At 72.8% G+C, this 16,459-nt stretch carries 19 protein-coding genes and 4 pseudogenes; 18 read left to right on the top strand and 5 right to left on the bottom strand.

Features of this window, described 5'->3' with window-relative positions:
• Positions 1-25 precede the first annotated feature (25 nt).
• Together G5V59_RS09495 and meaB are read left to right on the top strand one after the other, a co-directional pair.
• A pseudogene (locus tag G5V59_RS09495) lies at positions 26-1,226 on the top strand (acetyl-CoA C-acetyltransferase).
• Between the two features lie 285 nt (positions 1,227-1,511).
• Positions 1,512-2,216, top strand: coding sequence for a methylmalonyl Co-A mutase-associated GTPase MeaB (gene meaB, locus G5V59_RS09490; protein WP_341350895.1), 705 nt, complete (start codon positions 1,512-1,514; stop codon positions 2,214-2,216).
• A gap of 16 nt (positions 2,217-2,232) precedes the next feature.
• Here meaB and G5V59_RS09485 read toward each other — a convergent pair whose 3' ends face one another.
• Positions 2,233-2,718, bottom strand: coding sequence for a hypothetical protein (locus tag G5V59_RS09485; protein WP_278256281.1), 486 nt, complete (start codon positions 2,716-2,718; stop codon positions 2,233-2,235).
• Between the two features lie 116 nt (positions 2,719-2,834).
• Between G5V59_RS09485 and G5V59_RS09480 the strand changes: the two genes are divergently transcribed.
• Positions 2,835-3,071, top strand: a complete 237-nt coding sequence (locus tag G5V59_RS09480; RefSeq protein WP_278256280.1) for a hypothetical protein — start codon at positions 2,835-2,837, stop codon at positions 3,069-3,071.
• On the top strand, positions 3,068-3,289 hold the full coding sequence (locus G5V59_RS09475; RefSeq protein ID WP_278256279.1) for a hypothetical protein: 222 nt from the start codon (positions 3,068-3,070) through the stop codon (positions 3,287-3,289). The genes G5V59_RS09480 and G5V59_RS09475 overlap by 4 nt, the downstream gene beginning before the upstream one ends.
• Before the next feature lie 151 nt (positions 3,290-3,440).
• Here the strand turns inward: G5V59_RS09475 and G5V59_RS09470 are convergent, their stop codons facing one another.
• Positions 3,441-3,944 (bottom strand): polysaccharide deacetylase family protein, encoded by a 504-nt coding sequence (locus G5V59_RS09470; RefSeq protein WP_278259745.1) that lies wholly within the window; start codon positions 3,942-3,944, stop codon positions 3,441-3,443.
• 391 nt (positions 3,945-4,335) lie between these two features.
• Between G5V59_RS09470 and dxr the strand changes: the two genes are divergently transcribed.
• From dxr to G5V59_RS09445, 5 genes and pseudogenes are all read left to right on the top strand, one after another.
• Positions 4,336-5,430, top strand: a complete 1,095-nt coding sequence (gene dxr / locus G5V59_RS09465) for a 1-deoxy-D-xylulose-5-phosphate reductoisomerase (RefSeq protein ID WP_278256278.1) — start codon at positions 4,336-4,338, stop codon at positions 5,428-5,430.
• A 20-nt stretch (positions 5,431-5,450) separates the two neighbouring features.
• Positions 5,451-6,809, top strand: coding sequence for a site-2 protease family protein (locus G5V59_RS09460; RefSeq protein ID WP_278259744.1), 1,359 nt, complete (start codon positions 5,451-5,453; stop codon positions 6,807-6,809).
• Between the two features lie 31 nt (positions 6,810-6,840).
• Positions 6,841-7,995: pseudogene (gene ispG, locus G5V59_RS09455) on the top strand (flavodoxin-dependent (E)-4-hydroxy-3-methylbut-2-enyl-diphosphate synthase).
• A gap of 188 nt (positions 7,996-8,183) precedes the next feature.
• A pseudogene (locus tag G5V59_RS09450) lies at positions 8,184-8,423 on the top strand (DUF4081 domain-containing protein); the annotation flags it as partial.
• On the top strand, positions 8,354-8,881 hold the full coding sequence (locus tag G5V59_RS09445; RefSeq protein ID WP_278259743.1) for a GNAT family N-acetyltransferase: 528 nt from the start codon (positions 8,354-8,356) through the stop codon (positions 8,879-8,881). The pseudogene G5V59_RS09450 and the gene G5V59_RS09445, both read left to right, overlap by 70 nt.
• An 18-nt stretch (positions 8,882-8,899) precedes the next feature.
• On the opposite strand, the gene G5V59_RS09440 is transcribed toward G5V59_RS09445, so the two are convergent.
• Both G5V59_RS09440 and G5V59_RS09435 read right to left on the bottom strand, forming a co-directional pair.
• Positions 8,900-9,451, bottom strand: a complete 552-nt coding sequence (locus tag G5V59_RS09440; protein ID WP_278256277.1) for a cysteine hydrolase family protein — start codon at positions 9,449-9,451, stop codon at positions 8,900-8,902.
• A 10-nt stretch (positions 9,452-9,461) separates the two neighbouring features.
• Complete coding sequence (locus G5V59_RS09435) at positions 9,462-10,124, bottom strand: TetR/AcrR family transcriptional regulator (RefSeq protein ID WP_278256276.1); 663 nt, start codon at positions 10,122-10,124, stop codon at positions 9,462-9,464.
• A gap of 198 nt (positions 10,125-10,322) precedes the next feature.
• Between G5V59_RS09435 and G5V59_RS09430 the strand changes: the two genes are divergently transcribed.
• From G5V59_RS09430 to G5V59_RS09400, 8 genes are read left to right on the top strand one after another with little or no spacing between them, the layout of a single operon-like run.
• Positions 10,323-10,799: an FAD-dependent oxidoreductase gene (locus G5V59_RS09430; protein WP_278256275.1), complete on the top strand. Its 477-nt coding sequence runs from the start codon at positions 10,323-10,325 to the stop codon at positions 10,797-10,799.
• Positions 10,780-10,944: a hypothetical protein gene (locus G5V59_RS09425; protein ID WP_278256274.1), complete on the top strand. Its 165-nt coding sequence runs from the start codon at positions 10,780-10,782 to the stop codon at positions 10,942-10,944. The genes G5V59_RS09430 and G5V59_RS09425 overlap by 20 nt, the downstream gene beginning before the upstream one ends.
• Before the next feature lie 11 nt (positions 10,945-10,955).
• Positions 10,956-12,176: an FAD-dependent oxidoreductase gene (locus tag G5V59_RS09420; RefSeq protein ID WP_278256273.1), complete on the top strand. Its 1,221-nt coding sequence runs from the start codon at positions 10,956-10,958 to the stop codon at positions 12,174-12,176.
• Positions 12,173-12,412, top strand: a complete 240-nt coding sequence (locus G5V59_RS09415; protein WP_278256272.1) for a hypothetical protein — start codon at positions 12,173-12,175, stop codon at positions 12,410-12,412. The genes G5V59_RS09420 and G5V59_RS09415 overlap by 4 nt, the downstream gene beginning before the upstream one ends.
• A 54-nt stretch (positions 12,413-12,466) precedes the next feature.
• The gene (proS, locus tag G5V59_RS09410; RefSeq protein ID WP_341351169.1) at positions 12,467-14,095 is read left to right on the top strand and encodes a proline--tRNA ligase; all 1,629 of its coding nucleotides are present in this window, start codon (positions 12,467-12,469) and stop codon (positions 14,093-14,095) included.
• A gap of 5 nt (positions 14,096-14,100) precedes the next feature.
• Entirely contained in the window at positions 14,101-14,244 is a 144-nt protein-coding gene (locus tag G5V59_RS36265) for a His/Gly/Thr/Pro-type tRNA ligase C-terminal domain-containing protein (RefSeq protein ID WP_341350894.1), read from the top strand.
• A 4-nt stretch (positions 14,245-14,248) separates the two neighbouring features.
• Positions 14,249-14,677 carry a hypothetical protein gene (locus G5V59_RS09405; protein WP_278256271.1) on the top strand — a complete coding sequence of 143 codons (429 nt, stop codon included), beginning with the start codon at positions 14,249-14,251 and terminating at the stop codon, positions 14,675-14,677.
• A 26-nt stretch (positions 14,678-14,703) separates the two neighbouring features.
• A complete protein-coding gene (locus tag G5V59_RS09400; protein ID WP_278256270.1) occupies positions 14,704-15,027 on the top strand; it encodes an HAD family hydrolase in 324 nt (107 codons plus the stop codon).
• A gap of 238 nt (positions 15,028-15,265) precedes the next feature.
• On the opposite strand, the gene G5V59_RS09395 is transcribed toward G5V59_RS09400, so the two are convergent.
• Positions 15,266-16,096, bottom strand: coding sequence for a ferritin-like domain-containing protein (locus G5V59_RS09395; RefSeq protein WP_278256269.1), 831 nt, complete (start codon positions 16,094-16,096; stop codon positions 15,266-15,268).
• A 101-nt stretch (positions 16,097-16,197) separates the two neighbouring features.
• Between G5V59_RS09395 and G5V59_RS36260 the strand changes: the two are divergent.
• Positions 16,198-16,446: pseudogene (locus tag G5V59_RS36260) on the top strand (hypothetical protein); the annotation flags it as partial.
• Positions 16,447-16,459 lie beyond the last annotated feature (13 nt).

Genomic DNA, 16,459 nt, shown 5'->3' with positions numbered 1-16,459 from the left:
GACCACACGTCTGCACGGAGGATCCATGTCCGACAACCCCAGCGTCATCGTCGCCGGCGCCCGTACGCCGATCGGCCGCCTCCTCGGTGGCCTCAAGTCCCTCTCGGCCGCCGACCTCGCCGGTGTCGCCATCAAGGGTGCGCTGGAGAAGGCGGGCGTCGCGCCCGACCAGGTCGACTACCTCATCGTGGGCCAGGTGCTCCAGGCCGGTGCCGGCCAGAACCCGGCCCGCACCGCCGGTCTCGCCGCGGGCCTGCCCGCGAGCGTCCCCTCGATCACCATCAACAAGGTGTGCCTGTCGGGCATCAACGCCATCGCCCGGGCCGACGCGCTGATCCGCGCCGGCGAGGCCGACATCATCGTCGCCGGCGGCACCGAGTCGATGACCAATGCTCCGCACCTGCTGCCCAAGAGCCGCGACGGCTTCAAGTACGGCGACACCACGCTGGTCGACTCGATGGCCTACGACGCGCTCTACGACCAGGCGACGCAGCAGGCGATGGGCAACCTCACCGAGGCCGTCAACGCCGAGCGCGACAACGGCCTGACCCGTGAGGAGCAGGACGAGTTCTCGGCCCGCTCGCACCAGCGTGCCGCGGCCGCGCAGAAGAACGGCGTCTTCGACGACGAGATCGTCCCGGTGAGCATCCCGCAGCGCAAGGGCGACCCGGTCGTCATCAGCGCCGACGAGGGTGTGCGCGGCGACACCACGGCCGAGTCGCTCTCCGGCCTGCGCCCGGCGTTCTCCAAGACCGGCACGATCACCGCCGGCTCGGCCTCGCAGATCTCCGACGGCGCGGCGGCCGTGGTCGTCACCTCCAAGGCCAAGGCCGAGGAGACCCGGCCTGCCGATCCTCGCCGAGATCCTGAGCCACGGCCAGGTCGCCGGCCCCGACTCGAGCCTGCAGACTCCAGCCGGCCAACGCGACCCAGAAGGCCCTCGACAAGGCCGGACTGAGCGTCGCGGACCTCGACCTGGTCGAGTTCAACGAGGCCTTCGCCGCGGTCGGCATCGAGTCGGCCCGCGCCCTCGGCCTCGACGAGGACAAGGTCAACGTCAACGGCGGCGCGATCGCCATCGGTCACCCGCTGGGCGCCTCCGGTGCCCGGATCACGCTGCACCTGGCGCTGGAGCCCAGCGCCGCGGCGGCGGCGTCGGCGCGGCCGCCCTGTGTGGCGGCGGCGGCCGGGGCGACGCGCTGGTCATCCGCGTCCCCTCTGCCTGACCCGTTGCCTGAGCAGGACATCCAGGGCGGCCGCCGCGGGATCACCGCGGCGGCCGTTCCTGCCTTGGTCGAGAAGGCCCGCACCGGCGACCCGCGCTCCGTGGGCCGGCTGGTCTCGCAGGTCGAGGACGAGTCGCCGCTCCTGCCGGAGCCTGATGCGCGCACTCGCGCCGCACACCGGCCACGCCCGGATCGTCGGTCTGACCGGCTCGCCCGGGGTCGGGAAGTCGACCTCGACCAACGCCCTCATCGGCGAGTCTGCGCCGCCGCGACCGACGGGTCGCGGTGCTCGCCGTGGACCCCTCCTCGCCGTTCTCCGGAGGCGCCCTGCTGGGCGACCGGATCCGGATGGGCGACCACGTCCTCGACCCGGGCGTCTTCATCCGCTCGATGGCCGCCCGCGGCCACCTCGGCGGACTGGCCTGGACCACTCCCCAGGCCCTGCGGGTGCTCGACGCGGCGGGCTTCGACTACGTCCTCGTCGAGACCGTCGGCGTCGGCCAGAGCGAGGTCGAGGTGGCCGGGCAGGCCGACTCGACCGTCGTCCTGCTGGCCCCGGGCATGGGCGACGGCATCCAGGCCGCCAAGGCCGGCATCCTGGAGATCGGTGACCTCTACGTCGTCAACAAGGCCGACCGCGACGGTGCCGACAAGGTACGACGCGACCTCCGGTCGATGCTCGGCATCGCCGAGCGTCGCGAGGACGTGTGGCGCCCGCCGGTCCTCAAGACCGTCGCCTCCACCGGTGAGGGCGTCGCCGACGTCGTGGACGCCCTGGAGGAGCACGGCGACTGGCTGCGGGACAGCGGCGAGCTCCAGCGGCGCCGGGTCCGCCGCGCGCGGAGCGAGATCGAGACCCTCGCCCTCACCGCGCTGCGCAAGCGCTGGGGGAGCGTCGGCGACGGCGACCGTCTCGACGACCTCGCGGCGGCGGTGGTGGCCGGCGAGACCGACCCGTACACGGCGGCCGGCACCCTCACCGACGGCTGAGCCCGCTCGGTAGGAATCAGTGCGGTGACCAGCGGGCCGGGCTCCCGGCGCCCTGGGCCGGGATGGTCAGCACCGCGGTGCCGGTGCCGATGCGCACCCCGCTCGGCTGGCCGATCACCACGCTCGCCCGCTCGTCGGGCTCGGTGAGCCCGTCGGCGCGGATCGGGATCGCGATGCTCGCCGTCAACCGGCCCGGCAGGACGGTGAGCCGGGCCCGCAGGGCCGGCAGGTCGTGCCCGATGGTCGCCGACCCGGAGCGCACGGTGAGCGCCACCGAGGTGGGCCGTCCGGCCATCCGGTCCAGACGGACCACGGCGAGCGCGGAGCGACCCTCGGCGGCGTTCTTGACCGAGACCGACGCGACCGGCACCGGGAAGCCCGGCTGGCCGCGACCGTCGAGGGCGGTGAAGCAGTAGCCGTGCCGGCGGGCGCCGCGCACGACCTTCGTGACCGCGTCGACCGACAGCGGTGAGCGATCGACGCCGTCGTGCTGGAGCACCACGTTGCGGCCCCGGCGCAGCGCGCCGAGGATCCGGGCGGCGATCTGGTCCGAGCCTGCCGTGGCTCCAGTCGAGGGAGTCGATGCTCCACAGCACCGGGGTGTAGCCCAGGCCGACGATGTCGGCGCGCACCCGGGCGTTCATCGCGCCGTACGGCGGGCGCATCAGCCGGGTCGGGTGCACGCCTGCGCGCACGAAGGTGCGGTTGGTGCCGGCGATCGAGGCCCGGACCTGCTGGTCCGAGCGCGAGGGCAGGCTCTCGTGCGCCCAGCCTGTGGTTGCCGATGAGGAAGCCGGAGCGCTCGACGAGACGGGCCAGGCTCGGGATGCGCCTGGACCCGGCTGCCGACCATGAAGAACGTCGCCGGCACGTGCAGGCTCGCGCAGGATCCGGACCAGCCGCGGCGTCGTACCGGGCACCGGGCCGTCGTCGAAGGTCAGCGCCACGGTGCCCGTGCAGGCACCTGCCCGCCCGGCGGGGGCCGGGCGCGGCCGGGGTGCCGCGGCACCGGCCAGCCTGCGCCGCGGGGACGTCGCGCCCGGCGGCTTCGGTCGGGACCGGGCCGGCGCTGAGCGCGTGGGCGAGGAGCAGGATGGCGACGGCCGAGGCGGCGGTCGCGAGCCTCCGTCCCGTGACCACCGTCCGGGCACGGGAGAGCAGCACGCTGAAAGCATGGGGTCTGAGAGCGTCGGAAGTGGGCATTTCGCAGGGGGCACGCCGTCCTCAGTGGCGGACGTCACCGGATCCGTCGAGCGCGGAGAAGCAGTAGCCGCGGTGCCGGGCCTTCGTGACGACCTCCGTGACGGCCGCCACGGACAGCGGGGAGCGGGCCACGCCGTCGTGCTGGAGCACGATGTTGTCGCCGGGGCGCAGCGCTCGCAGGATCCGGCGGGCGATGTCGCGGGTGCTGCCGTCGGCCCAGTCGCGGGAGTCGATCGTCCACAGCACCGGGAGGAGTCCCTCGCGGCGCAGAGCCTGGCGGGCGGTGGCGTCCAGGGCGCCGTACGGCGGGCGGGCGAGGCGGCCCGGCCGGACGCCCGCGCGGATCAGCGCCTGGCGGGTGCGGGCCGACTCGCGTCGTACCTGGGGGCCGGTGAGGGTGCGCAGGTCCGCGTGCGACCAGGTGTGGTTGCCGACGGTGAAGCCGGCCCGCTGCACCAGCCGGGCGGTCTCGGGGTGGGCGGCGACGTTGCGGCCGACCATGAAGAAGGTCGCCGGCACGTGCAGCCGCTGCAGGCTCGCGGACCAGCCCGGGCGTCACCCGCGGAGCCGGGCCGTCGTCGAAGGTCAGCGCGACCCGCCCCACGCAGCGCTTGCGCTCGACCGGCGCGGGCGCGGGCGCTGGCGAGGGCGCGGTCCCCGGTGCCGGGTCGGCGGCCGCGGCGGGGACCGCGGTCACGGACGGCATGGCGGCCTGCGGCGGGAGGGGGAGGAGAGGGACGAGGACGGCGAGGAGCCCGAGGGTGAGGACGATCCCGAGGCGAGCAGTGGTGGTCACGGGAGGAAGACGCGGAGACATGCCCGCAGGTTGCGTCGGCGATCTCACAACCCGGCGGCAGCGACGTCACAGGACCGTGACAGGTGCCGGAGCGCCGTGCACGCCTGATAGAACGACGGGGTGAAAGACGTCGTCATCCTCGGCTCGACCGGCTCGATCGGCACCCAGGCGCTCGACCTGGTGCGCGCCAACCCGGGCCGCTTCCGCGTGGTCGGGCTGACCGCGGGCGGCAGCAACCCGGACCTGTTCGAGCAGCAGGTCGCCGAGTTCGCCCCCCGCTTCTCCGGGCTCGGGGAGGAGGCCAGCACCGAGGCGGCGGCCGAGCCCTGCGACGTCGTCCTCAACGGGATCACCGGCGCGGTCGGCCTGCGTCCCACCCTCGCCGCGCTGGACGCGGGGACCACGCTGGCACTCGCCAACAAGGAGTCGCTCGTCATGGGCGGTCCGCTCGTCCTGGAGCGCGCGAAGCCCGGCCAGATCGTGCCCGTCGACTCCGAGCACAGCGCCTTGGCGCAGTGCCTGCGCGCCGGCACCCCCCAGGAGGTACGACGCCTGGTGCTCACCGCGAGCGGCGGCCCCTTCCGCGGGCGTAGCCGCGCCGAGCTCGCCGACGTCACGCCGGAGCAGGCCGCCGCCCACCCGACCTGGGACATGGGCCCGGTCATCACCATCAACTCCGCGACCCTGGTCAACAAGGGCCTGGAGGTGATCGAGGCGCACCTGCTCTTCGGCATCCCCTACGACCGGATCGAGGTCGTCGTCCACCCCACCAGCGTGGTCCACTCGATGGTGGAGTTCGTCGACGGCTCCACGATCGTGCAGGCCAGCCCGCCGACCATGCTCATCCCGATCGCGCTCGGCCTGGACTGGCCCGAGCGGGTGCCGAACGCCGCGCCGGCCGTGGACTGGACCCGCCCGGAGACCTGGGAGTTCCTCCCGCTCGACGACGAGGCGTTCCCGGCGGTCGCACTGGCGCGCGCCGCGGGGGAGCGCGGCGGCGCCGCGCCCGCGGTCTACAACGCTGCCAACGAGGTCGCGGTGGAGGCGTTCCGTGCCGGTCGCCTGCCCTTCACCGGCATCGTCGACGTGGTCGCCAGCGTGGTTGCCGCCCACGACGTACCCTCGGGAGAGCAGATCTCGCTCGACGACGTGCTCGCCGCTGACGCGTGGGCGCGTGAGGCTGCCGCCCGCACCATCGCCGCACGACCGCACTGAGGACACCCGAGACGCCCGTGATGACCGTTCTGCTCTACACCCTCGGCGTGCTCGTCTTCGCCCTGGCGATCCTCGCCTCCATCGGCCTGCACGAGCTGGGGCACATGATCCCGGCGAAGGCGTTCGGCGGGAAGGTCACCCAGTACTTCATCGGCTTCGGCCCGACCGTGTGGAGCAAGCAGGTCGGCGAGACGGAGTACGGCATCAAGGCGGTCCCGCTGGGCGGCTACGTCAAGATCGTCGGGATGCTGCCGCCGGGCGCGGACCACCTGGCCGACAGCGTCGAGATGGACTCCGCGGGCAACCAGGTGATCAAGGTCCGCAAGTCCAACACGGGCATGTTCACCCAGGCTCATCTCCGACGCGCGCGCGGCCGAGTGGGAGACCATCACCCCCGCCGACTCCGAGCGGCTGTTCTACCGGATGCCGTGGTGGAAGAAGGTCATCGTCATGGGCGGCGGCCCGACGGTGAACATCCTGATCGCCTTCGGCATCTTCGTCGGTGTCTTCGCGACCTACGGCAACGCCGGGGACCCGGCCATCGAGACCACCGTCGGCGAGGTCTCGGCCTGTGTGAAGCCCAGCAGCGAGACGGGCGAGGTGTGCACCCCCGAGGAGGCTCGCGAAGCAGCCCACCCCGGCGTACCAGGCGGGCATCGAGAAGGGCGACCGGATGGTCTCCTTCAACGGCGTCGCGATCACCAGGCTGGAAGCAGATGCAGGACCTGGTCAGGAAGAACGGCACCGCGCAGGCCACCGTCGTCGTCGAGCGCGACGGCGAGCAGCGGACCTTCCAGACCACGACCGTCGTCCGTCCGCCCGCCAAGGCGGGAGGCGCGACCGACGCGAAGGTGGGCTTCCTCGGCGTCACCCCCCGCAGCCACCCGACCACGGGCGGCGTCGGCTACACCCTCGGCCAGATGGGCACGATGACCGTCGACGTCGTCAAGGCGCTCGGCACCCTGCCCACGAAGGTCTGGGGCGTGGCGCAGGCGATCGTCGGGGTCAAGGAGCGCGACCCGATGGGCCCGGTCAGCATCGTCGGCGGCGGCCGGCTGGCGGGGGAGACCGCCTCGCACGAGGAGATCCCGGTCAAGCAGAAGATGATCTCCCTGCTCATGCTGGTCGCGGGCTTCAACTTCTTCATCGGCATGTTCAACTTCGTGCCGTTGCTGCCGCTCGACGGCGGGCACATCGCCGGGGCGCTGTGGGAGGCCCTGCGCCGCGGGTGGGCCCGGCTGCGCCGGCGTCCCGACCCGGGGTACGTCGACGTCGCCAAGCTGCTGCCCGTCGCCTACGTCGTGGGGCTGGCCATCCTGGTGATGGGCGTCGTGCTCATCGTGGGCGACCTCGTCGTGCCCGTGCACCTCGAATCCTGATCTCCACCTCCCCGCGACTAATCTTGAGGTCATGACGTCCATCAGCCTGGGCATGCCGGCCGCACCGCCGCCGGTGCTCGCCCCCCGCCGCCCGACCCGCCAGATCCAGGTGGGCAAGGTCGGGGTCGGCAGCGACCACCCGATCTCGGTGCAGTCGATGACGACCACGCTGACCAGCGACGTCAACTCCACGCTGCAGCAGATCGCCGAGTCGACCGCCGCCGGCTGCGACATCGTCCGGGTGGCCTGCCCGAGCCAGGACGACGCCGACGCGCTGCCGGAGATCGCCCAGCACAGCCAGATCCCGGTCATCGCCGACATCCACTTCCAGCCGAAGTACGTCTTCGCCGCCATCGAGGCCGGCTGCGCCGCGGTGCGGGTCAACCCCGGCAACATCAAGAAGTTCGACGACCAGGTCAAGGAGATCGCGGCCGCGGCCAAGGACCACGGCACCTCGATCCGGATCGGCGTCAACGCCGGCTCGCTCGACAAGCGGCTGCTGGAGAAGTACGGCAAGGCCACGCCCGAGGCGCTGGTCGAGTCCGCCGTCTGGGAGGCCAGCCTCTTCGAGGAGCACGGCTTCCGCGACTTCAAGATCTCGGTCAAGCACAACGACCCGGTCGTCATGGTCCGCGCCTACGAGTTCGCTGGCCGAGGCCGGCGACTGGCCGCTGCACCTCGGCGTCACCGAGGCCGGCCCCGCCTTCCAGGGCACCATCAAGTCCGCCACCGCCTTCGGTGCCCTCCTCTCGCGCGGCATCGGCGACACGATCCGGGTCTCCCTCTCCGCGCCGCCGGTCGAGGAGGTCAAGGTCGGCATCCAGATCCTGCAGTCGCTCAACCTGCGCCCCCGCAAAGCCTGGAGATCGTCTCCTGCCCCTCCTGCGGCCGCGCCCAGGTCGATGTCTACACCCTGGCCGAGCGGGTCACCGCCGGCCTCGACGGCCTCGAGGTCCCGCTGCGCGTCGCGGTCATGGGCTGCGTCGTCAACGGCCCCGGTGAGGCCCGCGAGGCCGACCTCGGCGTCGCCTCCGGCAACGGCAAGGGCCAGATCTTCGTCAAGGGCGAGGTCATCAAGACCGTCCCCGAGGCCGAGATCGTGGAGACCCTCATCGAGGAGGCGATGAAGATCGCCGAGTCGATGGAGCCCGTCGAGGGCGCGGAGCCGAGCGTGTCCGTCTCCTGACGGTTCGCTGACACCGCCCACGCCCTAGGGTGGTTCCGTGTTGACCACCCGGCACGGCGTGCGCGTCCTCGCGACCGCCGACGTCCCCGCGTTCGTGGAGCCTCGCGAGCCAGGACCCGGTCGTCAACGTGTTCGCGCTGCACCGCGCCCACACCACCAACCTCGAACCGCGCTGGCTCGGCGGCGAGATGTGGGGCCGCTTCGACGGCGGCCACCTCGTCGCGGCCTGCCACGTCGCCGCCAACCTGGTCCCGGTGCAGGCCCGCCCCGAGGACGCGGTGGCCTTCGCCGAGCGTGCGCTCGCGCGGCGTCGTACCGCCTCCACGCTGGTCGGCCAGCAGAGCGCCGTCCGGGCCTTCTGGGACGAGGTCGCCCCGCACTGGGGCGAGCCCCGAGACACCCGCTGGGACCAGCGTCACCTCGTCCTCGACGGCCCGCCCGCGGTGGCTCCCGACCAGGGTGTGCGAGCCGGGGTCCAGGGCGACCTCGGCACGCTCTACCCGGCCTGCGTCGCGATGTACACCGAGGAGGTCGGCGTCTCGCCCGAGTCCGGTGGAGGCGGCGACCTCTACCGCGCCCGCGTCGCCCAGGCTCATCGGCCGCGGCTGGTCCTTCGTCCGGTACGACGGCGACGAGTCTCGTCTTCAAGGCCGAGGTCGCGTGCGCCACTGCGCAGGCCGCCCAGATCCAGGGGGTCTGGGTACCACCGCACCGACGGGGCCAGGGGCTGGCCACGGCCGGGATGGCCGCCGTGGTCCACCAGGTGCGGGCGCGGATCGCGCCGACGGTCTCGCTCTACGTCAACGACTGGAACACTGCCGCGCGCGCGGTCTACGAGCGGGTCGGCTTCGTGGAGACGACGCGTTTTGCGACCGTGATGTTCTGACCGCGACGTTCTAGAGGCTCACCAGGTGACCTCCTCGGCCGTGACCACCTCGGTGGTGATCCCGGGGTACTCGGTGTCGGCGACGAAGAAGTTCGTGAACGCGATCATCTCCTTCGCCCCGACCGGCACCGTGCTGCCGTCGGGCAGGGGGAGCGGCCACGGGCCCTCGTCGGTGGTGTGCCCGTCGGCGACCAGCACGGTGTCGTAGCCCTCGACCTGCGAGCGGGCGGCGGTGCTGCGCACGCAGGCGTCGGTGGCGGCGCCGCACAGCACCAGGCGGGTGACCCCGAGTGCGTCGAGCCGCGCGCGCAGGTCGGTGCCGGCGAAGGAGTCGAGGTAGGTCTTGGCCACGACCGGGTCGCCCTCGCCCGGGCGCACCTCCTCGACGATCTGCCAGGCCTCGGAGCCGGGCACGAACGGCCCCGCCTCGTGCTGGACCCAGATCACCGGCACGTCGTCGGCGCGCGCCCGGTCGATGAGGCCGCGGATCCGCGCGATCACGCCGGCGCGGTCGTAGGCCTCGGCGGTGTTGCCCTGCTGGACGTCGATGACGAGGAGTGCGGTGGTCATGCTGGGCACGCTAGACCGAGCCTCCGACACAACGCCACCACGCGGGGAGAGCGCTCAGCGCCCGACCCGGGGCAGGCCGTTCCAGAGCAGCCGCGAGGCGATGTCGGTGACCTCCTCCAGCGGCGCTCCGGGGTGCTCCTGCCACCACCGCGCGACACCGTCGACACCGGTGATGAGCAGGCTCGACGACGACCGCGGAGCCGGTCGCGCCGGGCTCGAGGCCCGAGCGGGCGAGGTCGGGGGCGAGCATGGCGGCCACGGCCTGGGCCCGCGCCGTCCGGTACGCCGCCAGGACGCTGTCGAGGTCCGGGTCGCCGGTCGGGATCGGGTCCACGAGCAGCCGTCGGGCTGCGGGACGGTGCCGGGCGAAGGAGAGGTACGCCGCCACGGTGGCGCGCAGCCGGTCCGCACCCGCGCCGGCGCCGGTGATCCCCGCGCCGACCTCGGCGAGCATGGCGGCGTTCTGGGCGTCGAGCACCTGCAGGTAGAGCTCGCGCTTGGAGCGGAAGTGGTCGTAGAGCACCGTCCGGGACACCCCGGCCGCGGTGGCGATCTCGCCGACCGAGGTGGCGTCGTAGCCGCGCTCGGCGAAGACCTCGACGGCCGCGGCCTCGATCCGCTGGCGGCGGGCGGGCGCGCTGAGCCGGCGGCGGACGGTGTCCGTCGTGGCCACGGGTGCCTCCTCGTCGTCGTACCCACAGGGTTGTCGGTAGTAGGCCTCAGGGCCTTGACCTGCTGTGGTGCTGGTCACGATACTCGGTGTCGCCAGTTACCGACACTAGTGTCGGTTGATCTCATGGGGGAGACCAGATGACCCACCGCCTCGACCGCCGCACCCTGCTGAGGCTCCTCGGCCGCCGTCGGCGCCGGCGTGGCGCTGGCCGGCGCCGGCCTGGCGCCCGCCTTCGCCGCCACGCCGGGCAAGAACGCCGTGGTCCTCGGTGGCGGCATGGCCGGGCTGACCGCCGCCCACGAGCTCATCGAGCGCGGCTTCGCCGTCACCGTCTTCGAGCCCTCGGCATGGGGCGGCAAGGCGCGCAGCATCCCCTTCGCCGGCACCGGCGCCGGTGGTCGCGCGGACCTGCCGGGGGAGCACGGCTTCCGCTTCTTCCCGGGCTTCTACCACCACGTGCCGGACACGATGCGGCGCATCCCGTTCGGCTCCGGGACGGTCGGCGACAACCTGGTGGCCGCCAGCGGCGGCAAGTTCCTGCGCGGCGGCGACCACGCGGACGCCTTCGTCTTCGGTGTCGGTCCGGACCCGCAGCAGCCTGCTGACCGTGGACGGCCTGCGCCGTTTCCTGCTCGACAACCTCGGCGGGCACGCGGTGCCGCCGCAGGAGCCTGACGTACTTCGTCGAGCGGCTGCTGGTCTTCCTCACCAGCCTGCGACGAGCGCCGGCTGGGGCAGTGGGAGAAGGTCTCGTGGTGGGACTTCGTCGGCGCCGCGAAGCGGTCCCAGCCCTACCAGAAGATCCTCGCCGCCGGCCTGACCCGCAACCTGGTGGCCGCGAAGGAGACGATCGCCAGCACCCGCACCATCGGCAACATGGGCGAGGCGTTCATCTACAACATCATGGGCCGGGGGAACGACGGCGCGCTGGACCGGGTGCTCGACCTGCCCACCAACGAGGCGTGGATCGACCCGTGGACGACCTACCTGCGCGGGCTCGGCGTCCGCTTCGTCCCCGGCCAGCGACTGGTGCGCTACGAGACCTCCGGTGGCCGGATCACCGCCGCCGTGCTCGCCGACGCCGCCGGTACGACGAGCCGCGTCGAGGCCGACTGGTTCGTCAGCGCGATGCCGGTGGAGCGCGCCGTACCTACCCTCACGCCCGACGTGCTCGCGCTCGACCCGGGGCTGAGGGGTCTCTCCGCGCTGCAGACCGACTGGATGGTCGGCATCCAGTTCTTCCTGCGCGACCACGTCGAGGTCACGAAGGGGCACATCACCTTCATCGACTCGCCCTGGTCGCTGACCGCGCTCACCCAGGGCCAGTTCTGGGCCGACCGGCAGATCCCGCGCGACTACGGCGACGGCGAGGTCGTCGACATCCTGTCCGTCGACATCTCCAACTGGGACGCGAAGGGCATCCTCTACGGCAAGCCCGCCAAGGAGTGCACAGCGACGGAGATCGCCGCCGAGGTGCTCGCCCAGGTCCGGGACCACCACACGGTGGGGGACCTGATGCCCGAGGGCATCGTGCACTCGTGGTTCCTCGACCCGGGCGTGCAGTGGGACGCGGCGAACCGGCGCAACACCAACGAGACGCCGCTGCTGGTCAACACCGTCGACTCCTGGCGCCACCGCCCGACCGCGCGCACGAGGATCCCGAACCTGCTGATGTCCGGCGACTTCGTGCGGACCGACATCGACCTGGCCACGATGGAGGGTGCCAACGAGTCCGCCCGGCACGCCGTCAACGCCATCCTCGAGGAGTCCCGCTCCACCGCGGCGCGGGTGAAGACCTTCCAGGCTCTACGACCCGTCGGAGTTCGAGGCGCTCAAGGCCGCCGACCGGCTGCTCTACGGCTTGGGGGCGCGCAACCTGCTCGACCTGGGCTGAGGGCGGGACTGGCACAGTGGTCCCATGCCCGTCCCCTTCACGGCCAAGGCCGTCACCGGTGCCTTCTTCGTCAGCGGCGTGATCCACCTCGTCAAGCCCGAGGTCTTCGAGCCGCTCATCCCCGAGCAGACTGCCCGGCGGGGCGCGCCCGTGGGTGATCTGGAGCGGGTACGCCGAGTCGGCCTGCGCCGCCGGGATGCTGCACCCGCGTACCCGCAAGGCGGCGGCCTACGCCAGCGCCGCGCTGCTCGCCGGGGTGCTGCCGGGCAACGCGAAGATGGCCGCGGACGCGCAGAAGTCCTCGAACACGGCGTACAAGGTGGCGACGATGGTCCGAGTGCCGCTGCAGGTGCCGATGATCCGCGGGATGCTGAAGGCCGCGCGCTCCGCCTGAGTGTTACTGGTTCGCGGCCCGTCGTAGGACGGCCGTAGGCTGCGCAGCGTGCTGATGCGGATGTCGACCCTGTTCGTTCGGACCCTGCGCGAGGACCCCTCGGACGCGGAGGTCCCGAGCCACCGGCTGCTGCTGCGGGCGGGCTACATCCGGCGTGCGGCGCCGGGCGGCTACTCGTGGCTGCCGCTCGGGCTGCGGGTGCTGCGCAAGGTCGAGGCCGTCATCCGCGAGGAGATGGCCGCGATCGGCTCGCAGGAGGTGCACTTCCCCGCGCTGCTGCCGCGCGAGCCCTACGAGGCGACCAACCGGTGGACCGAGTACGGCGACGGCATCTTCCGGCTCAAGGACCGCAAGGGCGCCGACTACCTGCTCGGGCCCACCCACGAGGAGATGTTCACGCTCCTGGTCAAGGACCTCTACGGCTCCTACAAGGACCTGCCGCTGAGCCTGTTCCAGATCCAGACCAAGTACCGCGACGAGGCGCGGCCCCGGGCGGGGCTGCTGCGCGGGCGTGAGTTCATCATGAAGGACTCCTACTCCTTCGACGTCGACGACGCGGGCCTGGACGCGTCGTACGCCGCCCACCGCGACGCCTACGTCCGGATCTTCGACCGTCTCGGTTTCGACTACGTCATCGTCAAGGCCACGGCCGGCGCGATGGGTGGGTCGAGGTCGGAGGAGTTCCTGGCCCGCGCCGAGGTCGGCGAGGACACCTACGTGCGCTGCACCAAGTGCGACTACGCCGCCAACGTCGAGGCCGTCGAGGTGCGTCCTCCCGCCCCCGTCGCGTACGACGACGTCCCCGCCGCGCACGCCGAGAACACCCCGGGCACGCCCACGATCGACAGCCTGGTCGCGCACCTCAACGCGGCGTTCCCCCGGGCGGACCGGCCGTGGACGGCCGGCGACACGCTCAAGAACGTGCTCGTCGTGCTCAAGCACCCCGACGGCACCCGCGAGCCGCTGGCGATCGGCCTGCCCGGCGACCGCGAGGTGGACCAGAAGCGGCTGGAGGGCCAGGCTCGAGCCGATCGAGGTCGAGCCGATGGACGAGGCCGAGCTCGCGAAGCACCCCGCGCTCGTCAAGGGCTACATCGGGCCCGGCGTGCTGGGGGAGGAGGCCGCGACGGGCATCCGCTACCTGGTCGACCCCCGCGTCAGCGAGGGCACCCGCTGGGTGACCGGCGCCGACGACGCCGGGCGCCACGTCATCGACCTGGTCGCCGGCCGCGACTTCACCGCCGACGGCACGATCGAGGCCGCCGAGGTCCGCGACGGCGACGCCTGCCCGAGTCTGCGACGGCGGCGTGCTGGAGTCCGCGCGCGGCATCGAGATGGGCCACGTCTTCCAGGCTCGGCCGCAAGTACGCCGAGGCGCTGGACCTCAAGGTGCTCGACGAGAACGGCAAAGCTCGTCACCGTCACGATGGGCTCCTACGGCGTCGGTGTCTCCCGCGCCGTCGCGGCGATCGCCGAGGACACGCTGGACGAGATCGGCCTGTGCTGGCCGCGGGAGGTCGCGCCCGCCGACGTGCACGTGGTCGCGGCGGGCAAGGACCCGGCCGTCTTCGAGGCGGCGGAGGGGCTCGTCGCGGGCCTCGTCCACGCGGGCGTCGACGTCCTCTACGACGACCGCGCCGGCAAGATCAGCCCCGGCGTGAAGTTCAAGGACGCCGAGCCTGATCGGCGTGCCCACCATCGTCACCGTGGGCCGCGGGGTCGCCGACCCCGAGAACCAGGTGATCGAGGTCAAGGACCGTCGGACCGGCGAGAAGCAGGAGATCGCCCTCGACGGCGCGGTCGAGGCGATCCGCACGCTTGTCGAGGGCTGACGCCGTGGCTGTCGAGGCGGTCATCTTCGACTGGGGCGGCACGCTGACGGCGTGGCACGACATCGACTTCCACGCGGAGTCGCTGGCCCTGGCGCAGGCGGTGCTCACCACACCCGACACGAGCGACGACCACCACGCCTTCGCGCAGCGGCTGCACCGGGCGGGCAGCGTGATCTGGGGCCGCAGCCGCGACCACCAGCAGAGCGCGACGATCGGGGACCTGTTCACCGAGGCCGGGCTCGAGCACGATCCGGAGCCTGCTGGAGGCCTACTACGCCTTCTGGGAGCCGCACACGCTGACCGATCCCGAGGTCGGCCCGCTGTTCACGTGGCTGCGGGCGGAGGGGATCAAGGTCGGCGTGCTGTCCAACACGATCTGGCCGCGCCGCTGGCACCGCGGGTTCTTCGAGCGCGACGGCGTGCTCGAGCCTGATCGACGGTGACGTCTACACCAGCGAGGTGCCCTGGACGAAGCCGTCACCGGACGCCTTCCGCGCCGCGATGGACGCGGTCGGCGTGACCGACCCCGCCCGGTGCGTGTACGTCGGTGACCGGCTCTTCGACGACGTGTGGGGCGCCCAGCACGCCGGGATGCGCGCCATCCACGTCCCGCACAGCGCCATCCCCGCCGAGCAGGTCGGGCACACCGAGGGTGAGCCGGACGCGGTGGCGCACCGCCTCGCCGACATCCCCGAGTCTGCTCGCGCCCTGGCGCTGAGGAAGCGCGCCGCAGACGCCGGAACCGGCCGCGGAACTGCAGGTTTGTGCACTGCATATTTATGAGGATCGCAAGGTGCAGACCCCGGCGGATCTGTGTTGCATGATTGTGCACAGGTGATCGGTGAGCCCCACCTCTCCCGTCACCCAAGATGACCGTTGTCCCCGGTCACCAGTGGTTCGCGGCCCCGTACTTCGGGGGACGTCTCGGGAGTTCCCCGAAGGACGGAGGCCGCGAACCGCTGGCGTTTTGGACCACGATCCTCGGGGCCAGGGCTCGTGCTCCGCGGTAGCGGGGCCGGCCTCAGCGGCCGGGGAAGTCCTCGGCCCGCCCGCCGAAGCCGAGTCCGCGGACCGCGGCATCCACCAGCGCGCTGACCGCCCAGGCCCGGGTGCTGCCGGTGCTGTGCGCCACGAGGTAGGCGTAGGTCCGCGCGGCGTCCTGCTCCGGGCGCAGCGCCCGGGTGAGCACGGCGCGCTGGGTGCCGAGCTCGGCGGGCAGGGCGTAGCCCGGTGCCGCCGGCTCGGGCTTGCCGCCCGCCGCCCGGATCATCGCCTCGACCTGGTCGCGCCGGGTGCGGTGCAGGCGGTAGGCGGCGGTGAGCCGCGCGAACAGGCCGGGAGCCGTCGAGCGGGAGGTCTGCGCGCCGAGCGCGCCGTAGACGAAGACCGCGGCGTGCTCGGCGGCCAACGTGGTCTGCAGCGCCTCGACCGCCTCCGCGCCGTTCGGGGACGCGGTCGTCGTGGGCGTCGGGTCGCTCACAGGGCCACCCGCTGCTGGGCGACCGCGGCCGCCATCGAGGCGAGCAGGCTGGGCCAGGGCACCGCTCTCGGCCCGGCCTGCGGCCTGGACCAGACGGTCCTGGAGCCGGGTCTCGGCCTGGTCGAGGCCCTGCAGGGCCGTCGCACGGTTGCCGGCGACGGCAGGCGGCTCCGCCGGGTCGGCGCCGCCGAGCTCCTTCAGGTGGGCGGCGTGCAGCGCAGCGAGCCGGGTGGTGGTCGCGGCCAGGGGCGGGTACGTCGTACCGGTGGCGGTGGCGAGGGCCGCGACCGAGGCGACCGCGGTGGCCACCTCGGCGACCAGGTCGCCGTCGGCGTCCACGGCCGGAGCCGTCGGGGTCACCGCGCCCGACACGCCCGGGTCGTCGTCACCGCCGAGCAGGCTCGTCCACGGGGTCGCAGCCGGTGGCCAGCAGGGCCGCACCGGCCAGAGAGCCCGTCACCAGGGCGCGGCGCGTGATCGGGGTCGCTCGTGCGGGCACCGGGGAACCCTATCTCCACCCGCTATGGTGGGCGGGCACAGCCACAACAGGACACGGGAGGACTCGATCATGGGTTCGGGCCAGGGCGCTCAGCGAGCGACAACGGAGCGGATCGAGCACGTCCTCACGGGCCCGCTCGCCGAGTCTCGGTCTCGACGTGGAGGCGGTGGAGCTCACCCCCGCCGGCAAGCGGCGCGTGCTCCGCGTCGCGCTCGACACCGACGGCGGGCCGACGC

Source organism: Nocardioides convexus (assembly GCF_011090295.1).
The sequence above is the reverse complement of the archived record's forward strand: the minus strand, read 5'-3'. Positions and strand labels throughout refer to the sequence as shown.